This is a genomic window from Actinocrispum sp. NPDC049592 (assembly GCF_040675465.1).
Lineage (GTDB): Bacteria > Actinomycetota > Actinomycetes > Mycobacteriales > Pseudonocardiaceae > Kibdelosporangium.
This window is the reverse complement of sequence record NZ_JBFAPA010000003.1, coordinates 447,684-466,928: the sequence shown is the minus strand read 5'-3', so window position 1 is coordinate 466,928 and position 19,245 is coordinate 447,684. Positions and strand designations below refer to the sequence as shown.

The 19,245-nt window shown below is 65.9% G+C and carries 18 protein-coding genes; 10 read left to right on the top strand and 8 right to left on the bottom strand.

Annotated features, from left to right (window positions below):
- The first annotated feature begins 83 nt into the window (after positions 1-83).
- On the top strand, positions 84-1,283 hold the full coding sequence (locus AB0J95_RS12040) for a lipase family protein (RefSeq protein ID WP_364756060.1): 1,200 nt from the start codon (positions 84-86) through the stop codon (positions 1,281-1,283).
- Positions 1,284-2,601: 1,318 nt separating this feature from the next.
- On the opposite strand, the gene AB0J95_RS12035 is transcribed toward AB0J95_RS12040, so the two are convergent.
- The gene (locus tag AB0J95_RS12035) at positions 2,602-2,808 is read right to left on the bottom strand and encodes a hypothetical protein (protein ID WP_364756057.1); all 207 of its coding nucleotides are present in this window, start codon (positions 2,806-2,808) and stop codon (positions 2,602-2,604) included.
- 309 nt (positions 2,809-3,117) lie between these two features.
- On the opposite strand from AB0J95_RS12035, the gene vanH reads away from it, so the two are divergent.
- From vanH to AB0J95_RS12010, 5 genes are read left to right on the top strand one after another with little or no spacing between them, the layout of a single operon-like run.
- A complete protein-coding gene (vanH, locus tag AB0J95_RS12030) occupies positions 3,118-4,158 on the top strand; it encodes a D-lactate dehydrogenase VanH (protein ID WP_364756055.1) in 1,041 nt (346 codons plus the stop codon).
- Positions 4,151-5,188, top strand: coding sequence for a D-alanine--(R)-lactate ligase (vanA, locus tag AB0J95_RS12025; RefSeq protein WP_364756053.1), 1,038 nt, complete (start codon positions 4,151-4,153; stop codon positions 5,186-5,188). Before vanH ends, vanA begins: the two co-directional genes overlap by 8 nt.
- Positions 5,185-5,793, top strand: coding sequence for a D-Ala-D-Ala dipeptidase VanX (vanX, locus tag AB0J95_RS12020; protein ID WP_364756052.1), 609 nt, complete (start codon positions 5,185-5,187; stop codon positions 5,791-5,793). The genes vanA and vanX overlap by 4 nt, the downstream gene beginning before the upstream one ends.
- Positions 5,794-5,804: 11 nt before the next feature.
- Positions 5,805-6,290 carry a GNAT family N-acetyltransferase gene (locus tag AB0J95_RS12015; protein ID WP_364756049.1) on the top strand — a complete coding sequence of 162 codons (486 nt, stop codon included), beginning with the start codon at positions 5,805-5,807 and terminating at the stop codon, positions 6,288-6,290.
- Positions 6,287-7,387: a UDP-N-acetylglucosamine--N-acetylmuramyl-(pentapeptide) pyrophosphoryl-undecaprenol N-acetylglucosamine transferase gene (locus AB0J95_RS12010; protein WP_364756047.1), complete on the top strand. Its 1,101-nt coding sequence runs from the start codon at positions 6,287-6,289 to the stop codon at positions 7,385-7,387. Before AB0J95_RS12015 ends, AB0J95_RS12010 begins: the two co-directional genes overlap by 4 nt.
- Positions 7,388-7,390: 3 nt before the next feature.
- Here AB0J95_RS12010 and AB0J95_RS12005 read toward each other — a convergent pair whose 3' ends face one another.
- Entirely contained in the window at positions 7,391-8,455 is a 1,065-nt protein-coding gene (locus AB0J95_RS12005; RefSeq protein WP_364756045.1) for a HAMP domain-containing sensor histidine kinase, read from the bottom strand.
- 154 nt (positions 8,456-8,609) lie between these two features.
- Here AB0J95_RS12005 and AB0J95_RS12000 point away from each other — a divergent pair, with 154 nt between their 5' ends.
- Positions 8,610-9,098: a M15 family metallopeptidase gene (locus AB0J95_RS12000; protein ID WP_364756042.1), complete on the top strand. Its 489-nt coding sequence runs from the start codon at positions 8,610-8,612 to the stop codon at positions 9,096-9,098.
- Between the two features lie 379 nt (positions 9,099-9,477).
- On the opposite strand, the gene AB0J95_RS11995 is transcribed toward AB0J95_RS12000, so the two are convergent.
- Positions 9,478-10,314, bottom strand: a complete 837-nt coding sequence (locus tag AB0J95_RS11995; protein ID WP_364756039.1) for a hypothetical protein — start codon at positions 10,312-10,314, stop codon at positions 9,478-9,480.
- Positions 10,315-10,442: 128 nt separating this feature from the next.
- Between AB0J95_RS11995 and AB0J95_RS11990 the strand changes: the two genes are divergently transcribed.
- The gene (locus AB0J95_RS11990; protein WP_364756036.1) at positions 10,443-11,069 is read left to right on the top strand and encodes a TetR/AcrR family transcriptional regulator; all 627 of its coding nucleotides are present in this window, start codon (positions 10,443-10,445) and stop codon (positions 11,067-11,069) included.
- An 87-nt stretch (positions 11,070-11,156) separates the two neighbouring features.
- Entirely contained in the window at positions 11,157-12,551 is a 1,395-nt protein-coding gene (locus AB0J95_RS11985) for a hypothetical protein (protein ID WP_364756034.1), read from the top strand.
- 56 nt (positions 12,552-12,607) lie between these two features.
- Here the strand turns inward: AB0J95_RS11985 and AB0J95_RS11980 are convergent, their stop codons facing one another.
- Positions 12,608-14,410, bottom strand: a complete 1,803-nt coding sequence (locus AB0J95_RS11980; RefSeq protein WP_364756031.1) for a hypothetical protein — start codon at positions 14,408-14,410, stop codon at positions 12,608-12,610.
- 478 nt (positions 14,411-14,888) lie between these two features.
- A complete protein-coding gene (locus tag AB0J95_RS11975; protein WP_364756028.1) occupies positions 14,889-15,896 on the bottom strand; it encodes an LLM class flavin-dependent oxidoreductase in 1,008 nt (335 codons plus the stop codon).
- Between the two features lie 515 nt (positions 15,897-16,411).
- Here AB0J95_RS11975 and AB0J95_RS11970 point away from each other — a divergent pair.
- On the top strand, positions 16,412-16,609 hold the full coding sequence (locus AB0J95_RS11970; RefSeq protein ID WP_364756187.1) for a hypothetical protein: 198 nt from the start codon (positions 16,412-16,414) through the stop codon (positions 16,607-16,609).
- A 16-nt stretch (positions 16,610-16,625) separates the two neighbouring features.
- Here the strand turns inward: AB0J95_RS11970 and AB0J95_RS11965 are convergent, their stop codons facing one another.
- The 3 genes from AB0J95_RS11965 to AB0J95_RS11955 all read right to left on the bottom strand — a co-directional run bounded on the left by AB0J95_RS11965 (position 16,626) and on the right by AB0J95_RS11955 (position 19,112).
- A complete protein-coding gene (locus tag AB0J95_RS11965) occupies positions 16,626-17,195 on the bottom strand; it encodes an ABATE domain-containing protein (protein WP_364756025.1) in 570 nt (189 codons plus the stop codon).
- 76 nt (positions 17,196-17,271) lie between these two features.
- Positions 17,272-17,955 carry a response regulator transcription factor gene (locus tag AB0J95_RS11960; protein ID WP_364756022.1) on the bottom strand — a complete coding sequence of 228 codons (684 nt, stop codon included), beginning with the start codon at positions 17,953-17,955 and terminating at the stop codon, positions 17,272-17,274.
- Positions 17,952-19,112, bottom strand: coding sequence for a histidine kinase (locus AB0J95_RS11955; RefSeq protein WP_364756020.1), 1,161 nt, complete (start codon positions 19,110-19,112; stop codon positions 17,952-17,954). The genes AB0J95_RS11960 and AB0J95_RS11955 overlap by 4 nt, the downstream gene beginning before the upstream one ends.
- Positions 19,113-19,245: the final 133 nt, after the last annotated feature.

Sequence of the window (19,245 nt, the reverse complement as noted above, 5' to 3'; positions counted from 1 at the left end):
GGACCGACGTGACGCATGATGTGGTGGCGGTGTGCCGAGCCGGGAACGTCGGCACCGGTCGATCTGAGTGAGACGGGGATACCTTGCGACTTTTTGCTGTCACGAGCCTGCTGAGCGTCGCCGCGCTGACAGCGGCAGTGGTGTCGCCGACTGCGGCCTCCGCCGCGTCGGCGGACTTCTACCAGCCGCCGTCGCCGCTGCCCGCCGGGCCGCCGGGCGCGGTCATCCGCACCCAGCCGATGCCGGCACTGGCGACCGCGTTGACCGCGACGGCCACCACGGTCATGTACCACTCCCGCGACGCCCACAACGCCGACATCGCGGTCACCGGCACGGTCTTCACACCAAGGCTGCCCTGGCTCGGCAGCGGGTCCCGGCCCTGGGTCGACCTCGCGGTCGGCACCCAGGGGCTCGGGCCGCAGTGCGCGCCGTCCAAACAGTTCGCCACCTCCACCGAGCAGGAACTGGAACCGGTCACGCTCCTGCTGGCCCAGGGCTGGGGCGTCGTGGTCAGCGACTACGAGGGCTACACCACCGGGTCCACCCCGACCTACGTCGCCGGGGTCTCCGAGGCGCACACCGTGCTGGACATGGCCCGCGCGGCCGCCTCCGTTCCGGGAACGGGCATTTCCCCGGCGACGCGGTGGGCCACCATGGGCTACTCCCAGGGTGGCGGCGCGTCGAGCTGGGCCGCGTCCCTGGCCCCGGCCTACGCGCCGGACCTGCGGCTGGTCACCGACGTGTCCGGCGGTGTGCCGGCCGACATCGCGAACGTCGCCGAATCACTGGACGGGAGCCTGATCGGCGAGGGCTTGCAGCTGTACGCGCTGATCGGCCTTCAGCAGGCATACCCCGGCCGGTTCCCCCTTGATGACTCTCTCAATGCGGCGGGTAAAGCCACCGAAGCGGCACTGAAGACCCAGTGTGTCGTGCAGACCCTCGCCGGTTTTCCGCTGAAGAGGTTCAGCGACTACTCCACCGGAGAAACGATCCAGCAGTTCGACGCACGTCCGGACGTCGCTGCCGTGTACGCGGAGAACAACCTGACCACCCGGCCGGCGCCGACCGTGCCCGTGTTCCAGTACCACGCCGCCCTCGACGAAATCGTCCCGCTCGGCCAAGCGCAGGCCCTGAACCGCGCCTGGTGCGCCGCCGGCGGCCGCACCGTGTTCGCGCTTGTACCGGGTGACCACATCGCCGGCGAGACCGCCGGCCTGCCCGCCGCACTCGCCTGGCTGGGCGACCGCTTCACCGGGCGACCCGCACCCACCACCTGCTCCTGACCTCACCGAACCAGCCACCCGCGCGGCTTTCGCCGAGCTGAGCTATGCCCACATCGCCGAGTTGCGGCTGGTGCTCGTGGAGCCTGACAGTTCGGCCGGCAGCAACTTGGCCGCAGATCGTGATAGCGCGCCGATCGACCACCAGCGACGGCCCGCAGGGCCGGTTCTCTGGGAAGAGGCACCGGGTGAAGCCCTTGGGCTCGGACCGCGAAAGGAACGCTCTCAGCGGCCGTCCATGAGCTTCGGTGGGTCAACTCCCCAGCCGGGAGATGGTGGTACGGCTGTCTTCGGGGCCGATCCAGGTTTCGGTGCGTTCGTGGAGCACCGCTGCGCGGGTACTTCGACTTCAGCCAAAGCGTGATCAGACGATCCTGGACGGCCTGGACGGACGCAAGCGGCACGAATGCAACCATTGCCATGCACCCCCAGAACAGCCGCCGGTCATGCCAGCGTTCACCGACTGCCGGAGGTGCTGTGACTGCCTAATTCGTACGGATCTGCTTACGACAGAAGCCCGGGAATGACTCATCGAAATCATTCCCGGGCTGGTTGGCGGAGCTCAATTATTGGCCAGCGTCCACCACCACGCCCAGGTAAGTCGTGAACGATGCTGGTCATGGACTGCTGCGGTTGAGCGTCGGTCCTAGAACGGTACCCACGCACTCTGGTCACACCTGAATATTACGGACGGCGCAAAGACTCTTAGAGCAAGAATGGGGCATGTGTCAATGATCGAGGCCGGGTAGTGTCACGGTTGCCGCCTGATGTCGAGCGATAAGTTCGCAAACCGTGCACAGTAGCCGACCTTCGAAACGTAGCTGACTCAGTGGCATGTACTGTCGGCCAACCTGAACCAGGCGCTACTGTGACCGTTTCCGTGGCCGAAATGGTAGGTAACACCGTTGTAGACGATAACTCCGCCGTCATCTCGAATGCCGCCACCAGCGGGTACGGTGTACACCCATGAGCCCCCTGGTGAAGTCCAGAATGGAGCCCCTCCGCTCCGCGCTGAGCAGAGTTCACCAGCCGTCGCATTGGCTGGTCCCACAGTTGCCGTAGCGATGGCGGCGGCCCCAAATACTATCGCAGCCACTCGCCTCTTGATGTTCCCCATGCGCATCCTTCGCTAGATCATGCATCTGGTTCGTATGGCCACTACAGTTTTCAGGATGACGACATGCCTGGTAGAGCATCACCTCCTCGTCTTTTGACCCACCAAGAGATACCAACCCGTGCCAGGCAGCGCAAGAACGGTTTGGATGAGCACTCGTTCGGCCCAGCGGTCATTCATTGATCAAACACACAGGACAGTTGGTGATCACGTATACGGTCTGCGCTTCTCAGGGCTCAGCAGAAGTGCTACGGGGGTTTGCGGGCCGGCCGCCTGTCGCACTCCCAACGCGGCTGGGAGCGACTTGAGCGTGTCCGCCGTGGCCTTGTCGGTAACGTCGACCTCACCATCCACGAAGGCCGCGTCCAGGTCGTTCACGACCAGTTGCGGGAACCGAGTGCTGGTGAACTTCATCAGAACCCCTTTCTGCGAGGTGGCCAGTGTTGAGGGGCTTGTGAGGTGGGGGCGGCGCGGAGGTTGTTGAGTTTTATCCGAGGGTGGGTGGAGTTTCGTTGCCTGATGTGGTTGGCGCGCGGTATGAGGCGATGATGGTGGGTGGAAGTGGTGTCGGAGGGGTTTGCGGGGTTTTTGGAGTACTTGTATGGGGAGTTGTCGCGGGCGGTTTCGTCGGTGGATGGTTGAGGTTACCGGGCGGTAACTTATTGTGGGTGTATTGAAAACTTGATACGTGGTGGTAACGGGGGGTTGGGTTGAGTTGGGGGTATGAGCTACAGCGAGGCGGGGCGTACTGGGGTTCGTTGTGCTGGGTCGGTGGCGTCTTCTGCTTTTCCTGCTGGTTCTGCTGTGGGGATCACTGTTTATGGGTGTGGGCAGGATGAGGCTTCTTTGTTCCGGGAGCTGGCGCCTCGGCTCGGTGTGATGCCTACCCTCGTCGAGGGGGCGGTTTACGAGGGCAATGTCGAGTTGGCGGCTGGGAACCGGTGCGTGAGTGTTGGGCACAAGACTCCGGTCGCGAACTCCACGTTGCTTGCGTTGAGCCGGGCAGGCGTCGAGTATGTCTCCACGCGGAGTATTGGGTTCAACCATATTGACGTGGAGTATGCCGAGAGTATTGGGATTTCGGTCGAGAACGTCTCTTATTCGCCGGACAGCGTGGCTGATTACACGTTGATGCTCATGCTGATGGTCATTCGGCATGCCAAGGCTGTCGTTCGGCGGGCTGATGTTCATGACTACCGGTTGAATGATGTTCGTGGGAAAGAGCTGCGGGATTTGACCGTCGGGGTCGTGGGGACTGGCCGTATTGGCGCGGCTGTTGTGGACAGGCTGTGGGGTTTTGGGTGCCGGATGCTGGCCTATGACACCAATCCCAAGATCTCTGCCGACTATGTTCCGCTCGATGAGCTGTTGCAGCGGAGCGATATCGTCACGCTTCATACGCCGCTCACCGAGGGGACTCACCATCTCCTGCATCGCCGGCGTATTGAGCAGATGAAGCAGGGCGCGTTCGTCATCAATACCGGGCGCGGTTCGCTTCTTGACACTGCGGCGCTTGTCGCGGCTTTGGAGGGCGGCCGGCTGGGTGGTGCGGCGCTGGATGTCCTCGAAGGGGAAGAGGGGATTTTCTACGCCGACTGCCGGAACAGGCCGCTGGAAAGCCGGCTGTTGTCGCGGTTGCAGCGGATGCCAAATGTGATCATCAGCCCGCACACCGCTTATTACACGGATCACGCGCTGCGTGACACCGTTGAGAACTCTATTGCCAACTGCCTGAGATTCGAAAGCAGGAACCAGCGTGGATAGATTGAGGATCGGCATCTTGTTCGGGGGCTCTTCGGAGGAACATCCTGTCTCCGTCAAATCCGCGCAAGAGGTCGCGAAACATCTCGACACCGACAAGTACGAGCCGTTCTGGGTCGGGATCACGCAGAGCGGTGCCTGGCGCCTTTGTGACGGCCCCGGCGCGGCCTGGGAGGACGGCTCTCGCCAGGTCGTGCTGTCACCCGACAGCAGCATCCAGGGGTTGCTGGTCCTGGACCAGGGGCGCTACGAGACGATCGGCCTGGACGTGGTGCTGCCCGTTCTGCACGGCAAGCTCGGCGAGGACGGCGCGATACAGGGCCTGTTGGAGCTCTCCGGCATCCCCTACGTGGGCTGCGATGTGCAGAGTTCCGCGCTGTGCATGGACAAAAACCTGGCTTACCTCGTGGTGAGCAACGCCGGAGTCGCCACGCCCAATTTCTGGACCGTCACGCCGGACGAGAACATCGACCCGGGTTTGTTCACCTATCCCGTGTTCGTCAAGCCGGCCCGTTCGGGTTCGTCTTTCGGGGTCACCAAGGTGTCCACGCCCGAGGAACTTCGTAGTGCGGTGGAGATCGCGCGGCACTATGACCCCAAGGTGTTGATCGAAGAGGCTGTCGTCGGCAGTGAGGTCGGCTGTGCGATCCTCGGGAACGATCTGGATGTGATCGCGGGTGAGCCGGATCGGATTCACCTTTCGCATGGTTTCTTCAAGATCCATCAGGAGGACAATCCCGAAAGTGGTTCCGAGAACTCGACGATAGTCGTGCCCGCTGACATTCCGGTGGACATGCGCGCCCGGGTTCAGCAGACGGCGAAAGCCATCTATCGTGCGCTGGGATGCCGCGGACTCGCCCGGGTCGACATGTTCCTGCTGGACGACGGCACGGTCATGCTCAACGAGGTCAACACGTTCCCCGGGATGACCTCGTACAGTCGTTACCCGCGGATGATGGCGGCCGCCGGACTGCCGCTTGGTGACGTGATCGACCGGGTCGTGTCGCTTGCGTTGACGGGGAAGGCCCAATGAAAGACGACTTCGTCTTCCTGGACGAGTTCGTTCCCGGAATACGATGGGACGCCAAGTACGCCACCTGGGACAACTTCACCGGCAAGCCGGTGGACGGATATGCGGCCAACCGGATCGTCGGCACGAAGGCTTTGTGTGCGGCTCTGGAGAATGCGCAGGAAGAGGCCGCGTCCCGTGGCTTCGGCTTGCTGATCTGGGACGGCTATCGCCCGCAACGCGCCGTGGACTGCTTTCTGCGCTGGGCGCAGCAGCCGGAGGACGGCCGGACAAAACCCCGGCATTATCCCAACATCGAGCGAGCCGAGATGTTCGAACAAGGATATGTCGCCACCAAGTCCGGTCACAGCCGGGGCAGCACGGTTGACCTCGCACTTTATCACCTGGCCACCGGTGAGCTCGCGCCCATGGGCGGCGACCACGATCTGATGGACTCGGTCTCCCATCATGGCGCGCCAGGAATTACGCAAGTCGAGGCGGAAAACCGCCAGCACCTTTGTTCCATCATGGAGATCTGTGGTTTCAGCTCGTACGACCGCGAGTGGTGGCACTACACGTTGAAAGACGAGCCTTATCCGGACACGTATTTCGATTTTCCCATCACCTAGCCGGAGAAGGCATGCAGATCAGACTGGTACACACCGCCGATGCTGCGGCAGTCAATGAGTTGCTCCACCAACTGGGTTATCCACAAGACGACACCACCGCGACGGCAACGCGAATCCAGGACTGGACTGACGACCACGCGAGCGCGGCCTATGTGGCCGACGCCGATGGCGACCTGCTCGGCCTGATCGCCGTCCACACAAGCCCGTTTTTCGAACGCGCCGGCTCCTGGGGACGAATTGTGGCTCTGGTCGTCTCGGATCAGGCGCGCGGCCAGGGCGTCGGCGGTCGGCTTGTCGCGGCGGCGGAGTCGTTCGCCGCGAGCCGTGGATGCGTGCGCATGGAAGTCACCAGCTCGGACCGCCGCGAGGACGCCCACGAGTTCTACCGGCGCCGCGGTTACATCGACCGAGCAGGCAGGTCATCCCGGTTCCTCCGCGATCTCGACGGCGCCGACCGTCAGCAAGATCAACTCGTACAAGGCAAGGGGCAGGCGTGACGGCACCACGCATCGTTGTCGCCGGTGGCCATTCGGCCGGGCACATCGAGCCAGCGATGAACTTCGCCGACGCGGTGCGCCGACTGGAGCCCAGTGCCGAGATCACCGCTCTCGGCACCGTTCGCGGCCTGGACACCACGCTCATCCCGGCCCGCGGCTACCCGCTCGAACTCATCCCGCCCGCGCCGCTGCCGCGCGAACTGAGCCGCGCCCTGCTGCGGACGCCAGGCAAACTGCGCGACTCGGTGCTGGCGGCCGGGGAAGTGCTCGATCGCGTTCGAGCCGAGGTCGTGGTGGGTTTCGGCGGCTACGTGGCCCTGCCGGCGTACCTCGCCGCGCGTAGGCGGGGCCTGCCGATCGTCGTCCACGAAGCGAATGCGCGGCCCGGCGTGGCCAACCGGCTGGCGGCGCGGATGACGACGCATGTGTTCACCGCCTCGCCGAGTGTCCGGCTGGCGCACGCAACCGCTATCGGGATCCCGTTGCGTCCGGCGATCACCGGGCTCGATCGGTCCGCGCTGCGCGACGCCGCCCGGCAGCGGTTCGGGCTGCGACCCGACGGGCCGGTGCTGATGGTGACCGGCGGTTCGCAGGGCGCCCAAACGATCAACGACGCGGTGTCCGGTGCGGCGTTGGCACTGCGGGCGAACGGCGTGCAGGTGCTGCACATCACCGGGCCGCAGCGCGTCGTCGAGGTGCCGGACGGCGACCCGCCCTATGTCGTCGTTCCCTACGTGGACGAGATGCAGTACGCCTACGCTGCGGCCGACTTCGTGATCTGCCGCTCGGGCGCGATGACCTGCGCCGAACTGGCCGCAGTCGGTTTGCCGGCCGCGTACGTGCCGCTGCCACTGCGCGGGGGTGAGCAGGGGTTGAACGCCGAACCGGTCGTTGCGGCGGGCGGGGGACTGCTCGTCGACAACGCGCACATCGACCCGGCTTGGATCGAGGCAGTCCTGATCCCGGTGCTCACCGATCCCACTCGGATCGCCGCGATGTCGGCCCACGCGTGGGCGTTCGGCGCCGCTGACGCGGACGTCGTCCTGGCCCATCACGTGCTCACGACGGTCGCCGGACGCCGTGGGGCGCTCCGCTGATCTTCATAGTGGCGCGGCCGGGAGTCGCACTGTGACGCTGAGACCTCCGGCCGCTCGCGGGACCAGAGTGAGAGTGCCGTCGTGGGCTTGGGCGATGCTTTTGACGATGGCCAGGCCGAGGCCGAATCCCGAATGGTCGCTGCGAATGCGTTGGGTGCCGCGCTGGAATGGTTCGGCGAGTGTCGAGACGAGTTGCGGGGAGAGCTTTTCGCCGGTGTTCTCGACGGTCAGCATCGCGAAATTCGGGTGCATGACGGTGGTGACCTGAACGATACCTTTTTCGGGGATGTTGTGGACGATCGCGTTGTGTACGAGATTCGTGGTCATTTGCAGTAGAAGGGCGTGTGAGCCGCTGGTGGTGGCCATATCGCCGGAGGTCTCAATGGTGAGGCCGTGCTTTTCCGCAAGCGGGAGGAGCGTTTCGGTGGCTTCCTCCGCTATTAGTGAGAGGTCCACTGGTTCCCGGTGGAAGGATCGCTGGTCGGTGCGGCTGAGCAGGAGCAACGCCTCGGTGAGGCCGATCGCCCTGGCATTGACGAAATACAGGCGATCGACGAGTTCGCCGGTGTCGTGGTTCATGTCGTTGCGCGCGACCTCGAGAAGAGTCTGCGTGACGGCAAGCGGAGTGCGCAGTTCGTGGGAGGCATTCGCCGCGAATCTTTGCTGTTCGGACACGTGGGCTTCGAGCCGGGCGAGCATGGTGTCGAAGGCGTCGGCGAGCTCGCGGAACTCGTCGCTGGGACCAGGTAACCGGATTCGGTGGGAGAGCGTTCCGTTCGCGGCCAGGCGCGTGGCGTCGGTGATCCGGGTCAGCGGGTCGAGCATGCGGCCGGCGAGCAGCCACCCGCCCAGCAGGCCGAAGATCAACAGGAACACGAGCGTCCACGCCGCCGCCGGGAGAAAGGCGTGCACCAGGTCGTAGCGGTTCGGTCCGCTGCCAGGGACCCTCCTCGACTCGGTGCTGGGCACGTAGCGCAGCAGGAACACCCACACGACCGCGAGCAGCAGAGCGCCCGCGACCATGAGGAACCCGGCGTAGCTGAGGGTGAGTTTGAGGCGGACGCTCATCCCTTGCGGCCTCACCTGTGAACGCTTCCTCGCACAAAGGGCTCGTTTTCGACGGCCAGCAGACGCATACCCCGAGGTTATGAGCCGACCCCTATCGTCGGCATATCAAAAACCGTGAACGGCCCCGCAACACATCAAAGTCTCAACTGTAGGCATGCCCTACAGCGAATCGGCCATCCGACGGGCTCTCGGCAAGGCACATGGCGCCGTCCCCGACCCTGTGACGGTATTCGACGACTCGACTCCGGCCGTGGCCAATCTCGATCCCGATCTGCTCGGTGCCCTGCGCCGGGCTGCGACTGATGCCGCGCGCGACGGGGTCTTTGTCCTCGTCAATGGTGGCTGGCGTTCCCCGGAGTACCAGGAACAACTATTGCATGCGGCGGTCTCGAAATACGGCTCGGAAAAGGAAGCCGCTCGATGGGTGGCCACTCCCGCCACATCGGCACACGTATTGGGACACGCCGTCGACATCGGACTCGCCAACGCCCGGATGTGGCTGTCCGAGCACGGCGCCAAGTACGGCCTGTGCCAGATCTACCGCAACGAACCCTGGCACTACGAACTACGCCCTTCGGCCATCGAAAACGGCTGCCCACCCATGTACCCGGACCCCTCCCACGACCCAAGAATGCGGCGGTGACCTGCCTTCGTTATGTGATCGGGGCACGGGTTGCGCAGTTCAGGTAGGGGGAAGTGTGACCGCGGGGACGGTGCGCCGGGCTCAGTCGGCGGGCGCTGTACAGCGGTTATGGGCATTTGGTTCCGCGCCTGCCGCAGCGTGGGCGGTGGTGGATCCGTTGCGCAGGAACACGTTGGCTGTCGTGGTGGTGCTCGCGGCTGCTTCGTCGAGTCCGCTGGTGATCCTGGTGGTACCGGCTTTGTGGATCCGCGCCCACCAGGGCCAACTGCACAACTGCACCCTGAACCGAACCAGCGTGCCCCGCCCATGACCCGCATCATCCTGCTCAGCCGCAACGCGCGCTGGGCCCTGCTGGCCAACGCATGGACACTTGGCAGGATCAGTTCGACTGTGTTTCGGGCCGGTCGTTGATGATGAAGTACGGCTTGCCGTGGCGGTGTTGGGCTTCGCGTGCGATGGGGATCAACAGTGCTTCGTTGGCGGCGTCGACGTACATGTGCCGGACCCAGCCGTGGTCGTTCAGCTTGATGCCGGTGGGGTCTCCGGCCATCGGGGTGGTCGCCCAGCCTGACGATGGGCTGCCGTAGGCGAAGGTTCTGATCTCGTTGTCGTTCAAGAGATCCGTCGCCTCGGCAGCGGTGATCCACCGCCCGCCGGGAGACAACGGATCGAGCGGGTCGTTCTCGTTGCGGTAGGTGATGACGTACCCCTGCCCGCGCCGGATCTCGTTCGCCGCCGTGACATAGGCGGGGTATCCGTCGGGGTCCGCTTTGGTCGGGCGATAGATGTATTTGCCGTCCTGCCAGTTGTTGGCGTAGATGAACGTGACGGTTCCGTCGTGTTGCTTGGTGATGCTTTTGATCTCGTGGGCTCTTACCAGCGCAAGCATCTCGTCCTGGCTGATGACCCGGTCGAGCTTGCGTGCGCTCAGCCGTTCGTGCAGGAAGCCGACGATGCCGAGCGCGCTCAACCCGAGCAGCACGCCACCCAGCACCCCGGCCACGATCCGGATCGGCCCGGTCAGCAGGCCGCTCAACCGAATGCCGCAAAAACCACCGATGTAGGTCAGGACGTATGCCGCCAGGTAAACCGGCGCCAGGCCGAGCTGGATGATCTCGGTTCCGGATTTTCCGGCCCGAGCCATGAGCCGCAGCCGGATGGTCACCACCATGACGAAGCCGTTGGCGGCAACGGCGAGGACGAGGAAGAACCACATCGCGTCACATCCAGGGATCAGTGGGCCGCTCCAGCATGCGGATGGTCGGACATGTTGTCAAGACAGTGTGTCCGACACTGTGCCGGGTTACCATCTCGCCAGATGCCGACGCTGGACTGGAGCTGTGCATGCCGTCTGTGACCCGGGGCGCCCATGCGAACCGGCAGAGCCGCCGGGAGTCGATGGAGCGGCGCCTGTTCGCGGCGGCCGAGCAGCTGATCAGCGAGGGCTCCACGTTCACCGAGCTGAGCGTCGAGCGGCTGGCCGCCCAGGCGGGCATCTCGCGGTCGACGTTCTACGTGCACTTCCAGGACAAGGGCGAGCTGGTCCGCAAGCTCACCAGGACGTTGCTGACCGAGCTGCGTGACGTCTCCGGCCAGTGGTGGGAGACGGCCGAACGTGCCGAGCGCGCGGACCTGGCGGCGGCCGTCACCGCCATCGTGGACGTCTACCGGCGGCACGCCGCCGCGTTCACCGCGGTCGTGGAGACGGCCACCTACGACACCACGGTTGCCGAGGAGCTGCGGGCGCTCGTCCAGTCGATCATCGACGCCACCAGGGCGGCCATCGAGCGGGGACAGGCCGCCGAGGTCATGCGCGAGGTCGCCCCGGCGGAGACCGCCGCCGTGCTCACCTGGATGGTCGAACGCGCCGGCTACCAGCTGGTTCGCGTGTCCGACCCGGCCGGTGACGCGAAGATCGTCGACGTCCTGACCGACATCATCTGGACCACGCTGTACCGGGCACCCGCCTGATGGTGGACACCTTTTAACCCGATAGGTGGAACCAACCTAGGCTGGGGCGCATCAGTCATATGGGGGGTCCGCTAGAAGGGGCGTGGCGTGGAGTTCGTAGAGCAGCTGGACCAGACCGTCGAGAAGATCATCGATGAGGCGATCGACTTCTACATGTACACGCGGGGCTGGTACCGCGTGGAGGGCGGCAGCTTCTACAACCTGACCGAGATGGGCTGGGAGATCACGCCGCCGGGCAAGCCGGCGCGGACCACCGGCGGCCAGGTGACGCACGACGGCGCACCCGCGGAGTGGGGCTTCGAGCACGGCACCGGCACGGACGCGGGCTCGCAGGTCTACGGCTACTTCGAGCAGACCATCCGGGACATGTTCAGCTGGTGGCGGTCGATCCCGACGCCGAAGGACTTCGACCAGTACATCGACTACCTGCGCGAGGCGGCTTGGCGGATCTCGCTGACCAGCCAGAGCGACAAGGTCGCCGACGTCAGCAACCCCGAGCTCACCGCGGTCGACTTCCTGCAGAAGAAGATCGGCGGCGACGACATGGGCGGCGAGCTGATCCTCACCTTCGACCAGAACTTCTGCACCCCGCTGCCGACGGTCATCCACGGCCAGTACGCCGTCACCCTGCTCGCCGGTACCACGCTGGCCGGTGAGAAGCAGATCTGGGAGAAGGCGCAGAAGGACCTGCTGGGGATCGCCGACAAGATGCTCGCCGCGATGAAGGACCGCGGGTCGTCCCAGGTCGGACCGCTGGACCTGAGCGTCGTCACCGCGCTGGTCGGCCTCGCCGGGGTGTTCACCACGCCCGCCAAGCCGATGCTGGACACCGCCGGGTCCGTGCTCGGCGCGCTGGACTCGCTGCTCAAGCTCGGCCAGCCCACCAAGCCGACCGTCGAGTTCGCCGCCGACCAGACCGACGGGGTCATCACCAAGGCCCAGGCGGCGCTGAAGAAGCTGGCCGAGAGCATCCGCGGCCAGGAGGACGACATCGAGAGCAAGCTCAAGGACGCGATGCACACGGTCACCAGCCGGTCCGGTGCGTTCGACATGCCGAAGCCGAAGCTGCTCAGCGAGACGCAGATCGACGGCATGAAGGTCGACCTCGGCGACCTGCACTTCCTGGCGACCGACACGTTGCCCAAGATCGAGAAGCAGCTGCACCAGTCGTCGGACAACGCCTTCTACGGCGGCATGTGCTCCGACGCGTGGTACCGGCCGGTCGACATCGGCGTGGGCAACACCGCCTACGGGCCGTACGACACGTGGTCCGCGGTGGCCTCGCTGGCCGAGAACCTCACCGCGGACTTGGCCTGGGAGGTCAAGGAAAGCGGCGTCCACCTGGACATCGCGTCCGACCGGATCGGCCGGACCGAGGACGACATCGAGGCCGACATGCGCCGGCACGCCGAGAAGATCAGCGCCGGCAGCGGACACGACCCGATCGGCAACGCCAACGAATGGGTCAAAGAGCACCCGTAAGCGTTCCCGGAGGACGAGCGGGGGAGGCCGTGGTGCACCGGCCTCCCCCAAGTGGTTTACGGGTAGTCGTTCACGTAGACCGGCTGGCCGACCTTGGTCGTGTCCGCCGGGCCGCCGACCCCGTTGACCACGTGGTCGATGGTGCCCGCGCTGAGGTTGACGGTCATGATGTGGTGCAGCTTCACGCCCGGCGTCTGCGGGGCCTCGAAGCCGTTCTCCGTGTGGATGGCCGGGTTGTTCTGGTTGAACACGTACACGCCCGCGCCGTACAGCTTGTGCGTCTTCACGCAGTCACCGATCTTGTAACCGGCCCAGCCTTCGACGTTGCCGTTCATCCAGTCCGCCTGGGTGGGCGGGTCGTAGGGAAGTTCGTTCTGGTACAGGATGGTCGTGCCGTCCTGGCCGTTCCAGACGGTGTTGTACTGCTGGAAGTGCTCGACGAACAGGCCCGTCGCGGTCACGTGGTCACCGTTGATGACGGCGCCGTTGCGGCCGAGGTTGGTGTTCCAGCGCTGGGTGTCGGTGAGGCCCTCGATGCCGTGGTCGGCGCGCCACACCCAGGTGTGGTCGATGAGGACGTTGTCGCTGTTGACTTCCAGCGCGGTGGTGGTCTTGCCGATGTGCGGGCCGCCGACCCGGAAGTACACATCGGACAGTGTGGTCGGGTTGGCGGGCGAGCTCCAGCCGTGGCCGCGGCCGACGCGCAGCAGGACCGGCGACTTCTGCGGGCCGGCGTCGATCGTGACACCGGCGACGATCACGCCCGGCACGTCGGCGACGTCCAGCGGGATCGAGCCCTTGGCCGCGGTCAGCGTGGCGTGGCCGATGCCGAGCACGACGGCGTTCGGGTGGCGCACCTCGATGCTGCGGTCGATGTCGTAGACGCCCGGGGTGAGCAGGAGGTTCTTGCCGCGCGCGAGCTGCGAGTTGATCTCACGCACCGGGGTGGACGGCTTGGCCACGAAGAAGTCCGACAACGGCACCGTGCGGCCGGCGGTCATGCCGTTGGCCCACGAGACGCCGCTGGTGTTGCGCCGGGCGTCCGGCACACGGACGTTGTACTTGCCGTTGGCGTCAACGAACAGGTACGGCTTCTCCCGGCTGACCGGGGTGGTGTCGAGCGTGGTGTACGGCGGCGACGGGAAACCGGTCTCCGCCGGGGCGCCGACGACACCGGAGAACACCTGGTTCCACACGCCGTTCGACCAGCCGGCCACCTCGCTGTTGCGGGTGATCCACTGCTGCTGCGAACCGTTCGTGGTGGCGGGCAGCTTGGAGTCGGCGATGAACCCGCCGGACGCGTACTGCGGTCCCGCGGTGCAGTAGTCCATCAAGGACAGGTTGCCGCCGGTGATGTTCAGCCGCCGCAACGACACCGCCTGGGACACCGCCCAGAAGTTCGCCGTGGAGCGGCATCCGTCCTGACCCGCCGCGTTGACGTTGATGGACAGGTTGGACAGCGTGCGCCAGAAGTTGACCAGCGCGAGGCAGTTGCTCGTGCCACCGTCGCCCAGGCAACGGTTGTAGACCTCGACCTTGCCGTTGATCACGACATCGGTGGGCGAGGCGCCGAGGCCGGCGATCTCGGTGTAGTAGCCGACCTTGACCTGCAGCGGGTGCTCGGTGGTCCCGTAGGTGCCCGGCTTGAAGAGGAACGCGTACCGCTGGGTGCCCATCTCGTTGTCGACCTGCTGGGCGTTGGTCGCGTCCAGCTTGGCCTGGATCTGGTCGACCGGCATGCCCGGATCGAAGACCGTGACGTTCACGCCGAAGTCCGGTGCGGCGGCTGGGGGAGCGGGCGGGGCGGCTACCGCGGTGGTCGCGGCGGCCGTCAGCAGCGTGACAGCGAGCGTTAACACCCGAGGGAGCCGGGCGCGCACACCGTTGTGACGTTGGGAGAGTCTCATCGACCTTGCCTGTTCACGTGGGATGGAACGGCCTGACACCGGCAGTACCCGAGAGAGCGCTCTCAAGCTGGCCACTGGTATCAAGCAGTGGACGGACTGTGGGTGGGCTATTTCTACCCCGTGAATCGTTCCAGCGCCATGGGGCCCGGACAACTGCCTGAACCGGCACCCGATATACAACGCCGTCCGGCTACCCCAGCCGGCTACTGCACCCTTCCGGTCAGCCAAAACGCGGCCTGGTACACCCATATCCCGTTTACTTCCAACCGAATCCACTCCACACAACGAAAAACCCAATCAATCCCCAGCGTTCGGTGAACGCCGTACACTTAAGTCCACAATAGACATTCGATGTGCGGTACCCGGATGCGGTTTTCGATGTGAGTGGACGAAGTGGGGCGTCAGGGCTGGGACGGGAGTCGAAGTGCGTTCACTCCTGGCCGGACCACCCCAGCAACGGACCCAGCCGGGTGGCGATGTCGGTGAGGATCTGGATGTAGTCGGCGTGCCCGAAGGTGAACGGCAGGGCGAAGGCCACTTCGGACACCTGCTGGAAGCCCAGGTGGGCTTGGAGTTTGGCGGCGATCTCCTCGGACGTGCCGATGATGTCCGGCGCGAACATCATCCGGCGGGGACCGTGGGTTGTCGCGGTGCGAGGGGTTCGGGTGTCGACGTAAGCCTGGTACTTCGCACGCTGTTCCGCGGTGGCTGAGTCGGTGGGGATGACGACAAGGCCTTGCGACACGCGGGCGTTGGGACCGGCGGGGTGGTGGGCGCGGAAGCGGGCGATGTGGGAGAGCTGGATCTCCGCGAAGTCCGCCGACCCCTCGGCCTTGACCACGTTGCTGACCAGGAAGTTCATCCCGTGCTCGGCCGCCCACTGGGCCGAGCCCAGCGATCCGCCGCCGTACCACATCCGGTCGATCAGACCGGGGCTGTGCGGCTGGACGCGCGGGGAGAAGACCTCGATGCCTTCCACGCCACTGAAGTCCGACGCGACATCGCCGCGGATGAAGCCCAGCAAGCGATCCACCCGCTGGTAGGTGAAGTCCTCGATGTCGGCGGTGTCCGGGTACAGCGCGGCTTTCACCGAGTCGTAGTGCATCGGCGGCCCCACGCTCACCCCCGGGTTGAGCCGGCCGCCGGTCAGCACGTCGACGGTGGCCAGATCCTCGGCCAGCCGCAACGGGTTCTCCCAGCCCAACGGGATGACGGCGGTGCCGAGCGCGATCCGGCTGGTGCGCTGGGAAGCCGCGGCGAGGATCGAGATTGGCGAAGAAATGCCAAACTGCAGATGCCGGTGGCGCACCCACGCGCTGTCGAACCCGAGCTGCTCGCCCAGCTCGATGATCTCCAATGTGGACTCGTGGCCCGCACGCGGGTCGTCCTCGTCGAACAGGCCGATGGTCAGGAAACCCAGCTTTCGCAACGGCGCCACAGGATCCTCCTCGTCTCACCGCCCATTGTCCCAGGCTGCGGGCGGTTCCGGCGCCGATGACCCACCTGGTGAGACTCATCGTGATCACTTGACAACACTTCGCCAGTCACTTGTGACCGCGCTCAATGCGGGGCCAAGCCGGGCCGGGGACGAGCGATCTTCACCAGCTCGGGGCAAGCAGAACACCGACGGCGTCCCGGTTTTCGGTGCTCAGGTCGTCCATGACCTCGACCAGAACGGGCTTTGGTCACCGCGGTCGGCAAGACCAGCGAGCGCCGCACGGGGTCCTTCCCAGCCGACAAGGCCGCCGCGCACAACCAGGCCAAGAACACGGCAACTGCGGCCGTGCACGCCAACGGTGTTCGCATCACCGGCGTCCAGGCCTACTGGTATGACGCGAGTCTTGGCGGTGGCGATGCGAAAGCGGTTGCCGTGCCTACCTTCTTCGTGCAGCTGAAAGCGGCGGAGGAGTCGCGTACACGTCGACCCGGTCCGAGGGCCAACCGGCCACGGGTATCGCGGATGTCGACCAGCAGGGCACGAAGATCACGCAGTGCCCGTGGGAGAACGCGTTCTGGGACGGCGAGCAGATGGCGTTCGGCGAGGGTCTGGACACTTTGGACGTTACAACAACAGCGGGGCCGAACCGGCGTGGGCACGTCGACGCCCTGGGGCTGGACAAGACCGCCCCTCGTGCGTGGTTGTGCCGGTGAGAACCGGCACAACCGCTCAAGCGGGGCCGCGGGCTGGGGACAGGGGTGGGTTTCCGCGTTTGCGGGCCCGGTAGGCGGCGGCTTTCATTTTGTTGCCGCAGGTCTCCATGGCGCACCATTCCCGGCGGAAACCGCGGGACAGGTCCAGGTAGACCTGGGTGCATTCCGGCCGGCCGCATTCCTTGAGCAGGTGCGCGTGCGGGCCGCTGAGGATGTCGATGGCCACCCGGGCCACCGTGGACAGCCCCTGGATCGCGTCGGCCTTGTCCGTGCGTCCGGTGAGGCTCAGCTCGGGTACTGCGGGTGGGAACCGGGCCGCGCGGTTGACGATCTCGATCGCCGCAGAATCCAGTTCGTACTGCGCCATCCTCGCTGAGATCAGCGAGTAGATCGCTTCCCGCAGGGCGAGGGCGCCGGCGAGGTCGGCCGGGCGGGTGCCCGGGTCGACGTCGGTGATCCCGGCCTCGGTCAGCCAGGCGTCCAGCATCCGTGGCGAGGTGAGCATCTCGGCCGGAGCTTCGTCCCGCCGGGATTTCAGCGTGCCGACGAAGTCCAGCGCCAGGTTGCCACAGGGGAAGGCGTGCACGTCACCAGGTTGACAGGTGACGAATCGGCATGCAAAGTCCGTCACCGTTCTGACAGGTGACGGATAACCAGAGAATTCAGCGCGGCTCTCGGGGTTGCAAAGCGCTGACCACACCCGTACGCCAAGCCCAGGCGGCGATCTCGACGCGGTTGCGCACGGCCAGTTTGCGTTGCACGTTCGCCAGGTGCGTCTTGACCGTCGCCAACGTCACGTACAGCTCGGCCGCGACCTCGTCGTTCGTCTTTCCCTGCGCCACCAGCCGGACCACGTCGAGTTCGCGCTCGGTCAACGGCTCCAGCGGCGCGGTCTCGGGGATGGTCTCGTCGGTGCGCTGGGGTGCGAGGTGGGACAACAGGCGCACAGTCACCGTGGGGGAGATCAACGTCGTTCCCGAGGCGGCCGCGCGTACGGCCTCGACGAGCAGCGCGGGCGACATGTCCTTGAGCAGGAACCCACAGGCCCCGTTGCGCAACGCCCGGTACACGTACTCGTCGAGGTCGAACGTGGTCGCGATCAGCACGTTCAACGGCTCCGCCACGCCCGGCCCGGCCAGCAGCCGGGTCGCCTCCAGCCCGTCCAGCCGGGGCATCCGGATGTCGAGCAAGCAGACGTCCGGCCGCAACCGGCGGGCCTCGGCGACCGCGGCCTCGCCGTCGCCGACCGACGCCACGACCGCCATGTCCGGCTGCGAGTCCAGGATCATCCGGAACGCCGAGCGCATCATCTCCTGGTCGTCGGCGATCAGCACCCGGATGGTCATGCGGTCGATGATGGCAGAGCCAGCGTCAACGGCAGGACGGCCGCCACCTGCCAGCCGCCGCGCACCGGTCCCGCGGTCAGCCGCCCACCGGCCGCCTCGACGCGTTCACCCAGTCCCACCAGGCCGAACCCGCTGCTGGACGGGTCCGGCTGGGACCGGCCGTTGTTGCGCACGACGATCTCCAGCTGCTCGTCCGGCCGGCGGCGGGCGCTGATCTCCACGTGCGTGACGTCGGCGGCGTGCCGGAGCACATTGGTCAGCGACTCCTGGACCACGTGCTGAGCGGCGTCCAGGGTGTGCGGTGCCAGGTAGGTCTCGGCGAGACCGTCATCCAGGTGGGTGACGGCCGGGGGACCGACGAAGTGGTCGACCGCCTCGGACACCACCTCGCCCAGCGTCCTGCGCATCGGCGTCTTCTCGTCACCCCGCAGCACGGTGATCATCCCGCGCATGGACACCAGCGCCTGCGACCCGGCCTTCTCGATCCCGGCGAGCATCTCGTCCAGCGCGTCCGGGGAGGGCTGCATGCCCGCGGCCGTGGTGAACCGGACGGCCTTGGCCTGGGCGACGATCGCGGTGACGTGGTGCGCCACGAAGTCGTGCAGGTCCCGGGCGTAGGCCAGCCGCTGGGACTGTTTGGCCAGCTCGTAGGCGTTGACCTTCTGCCGGTCCTGCAGCCGCAGGTACATCCCGACCAGCACGATCAGGCCCATGCCCAGGACCAGCACCGCCTCCATCAGGCCAAGGATGTAGCTGCCCTGGTCGGTGAGCCGGAACGGCAGCGCGACACCCGCCACGCCGATCAGCGGCACCAGCAACAACGACTGCAACGGCCGCAGCTGGATGATCACCCGCACGGCCAGCAGGGCCAGCGCGACCAGCTCGACCACGCCGAACGTGTTCTCCGGCCGGTCGGGCAGCAGCCGGCAGGTGATCGTGAACCCGATGGACAGCAACGCCACCCCGGCGACGACGCTCGGTGAGCTGGGCACGAACAGCGAGGCCAGCGCCACCAGCCCGCAGACCACGAGGCCGACGGCGGTGGGCGGGGCCGGCGCGGTCAGTCCTTCGAGCACGACGAGCACCGCCGCCCCGGTCAGCGTCGCGCCCACCGAGATCCGCTGCCCCCAGGACATGCGCTCGAACATCGCCAGCATGGTGGTGACGCTACGACAGCATTAGGACGCTCGCCCTCATTCGTTCGGCGGAGCGCCGCCGCATTCACTCGTCAGTCTGGTGGAAGTGCGGCCACCCCTCGTCCGGTGATCATCGTCGCCGAGCCTGAGATCG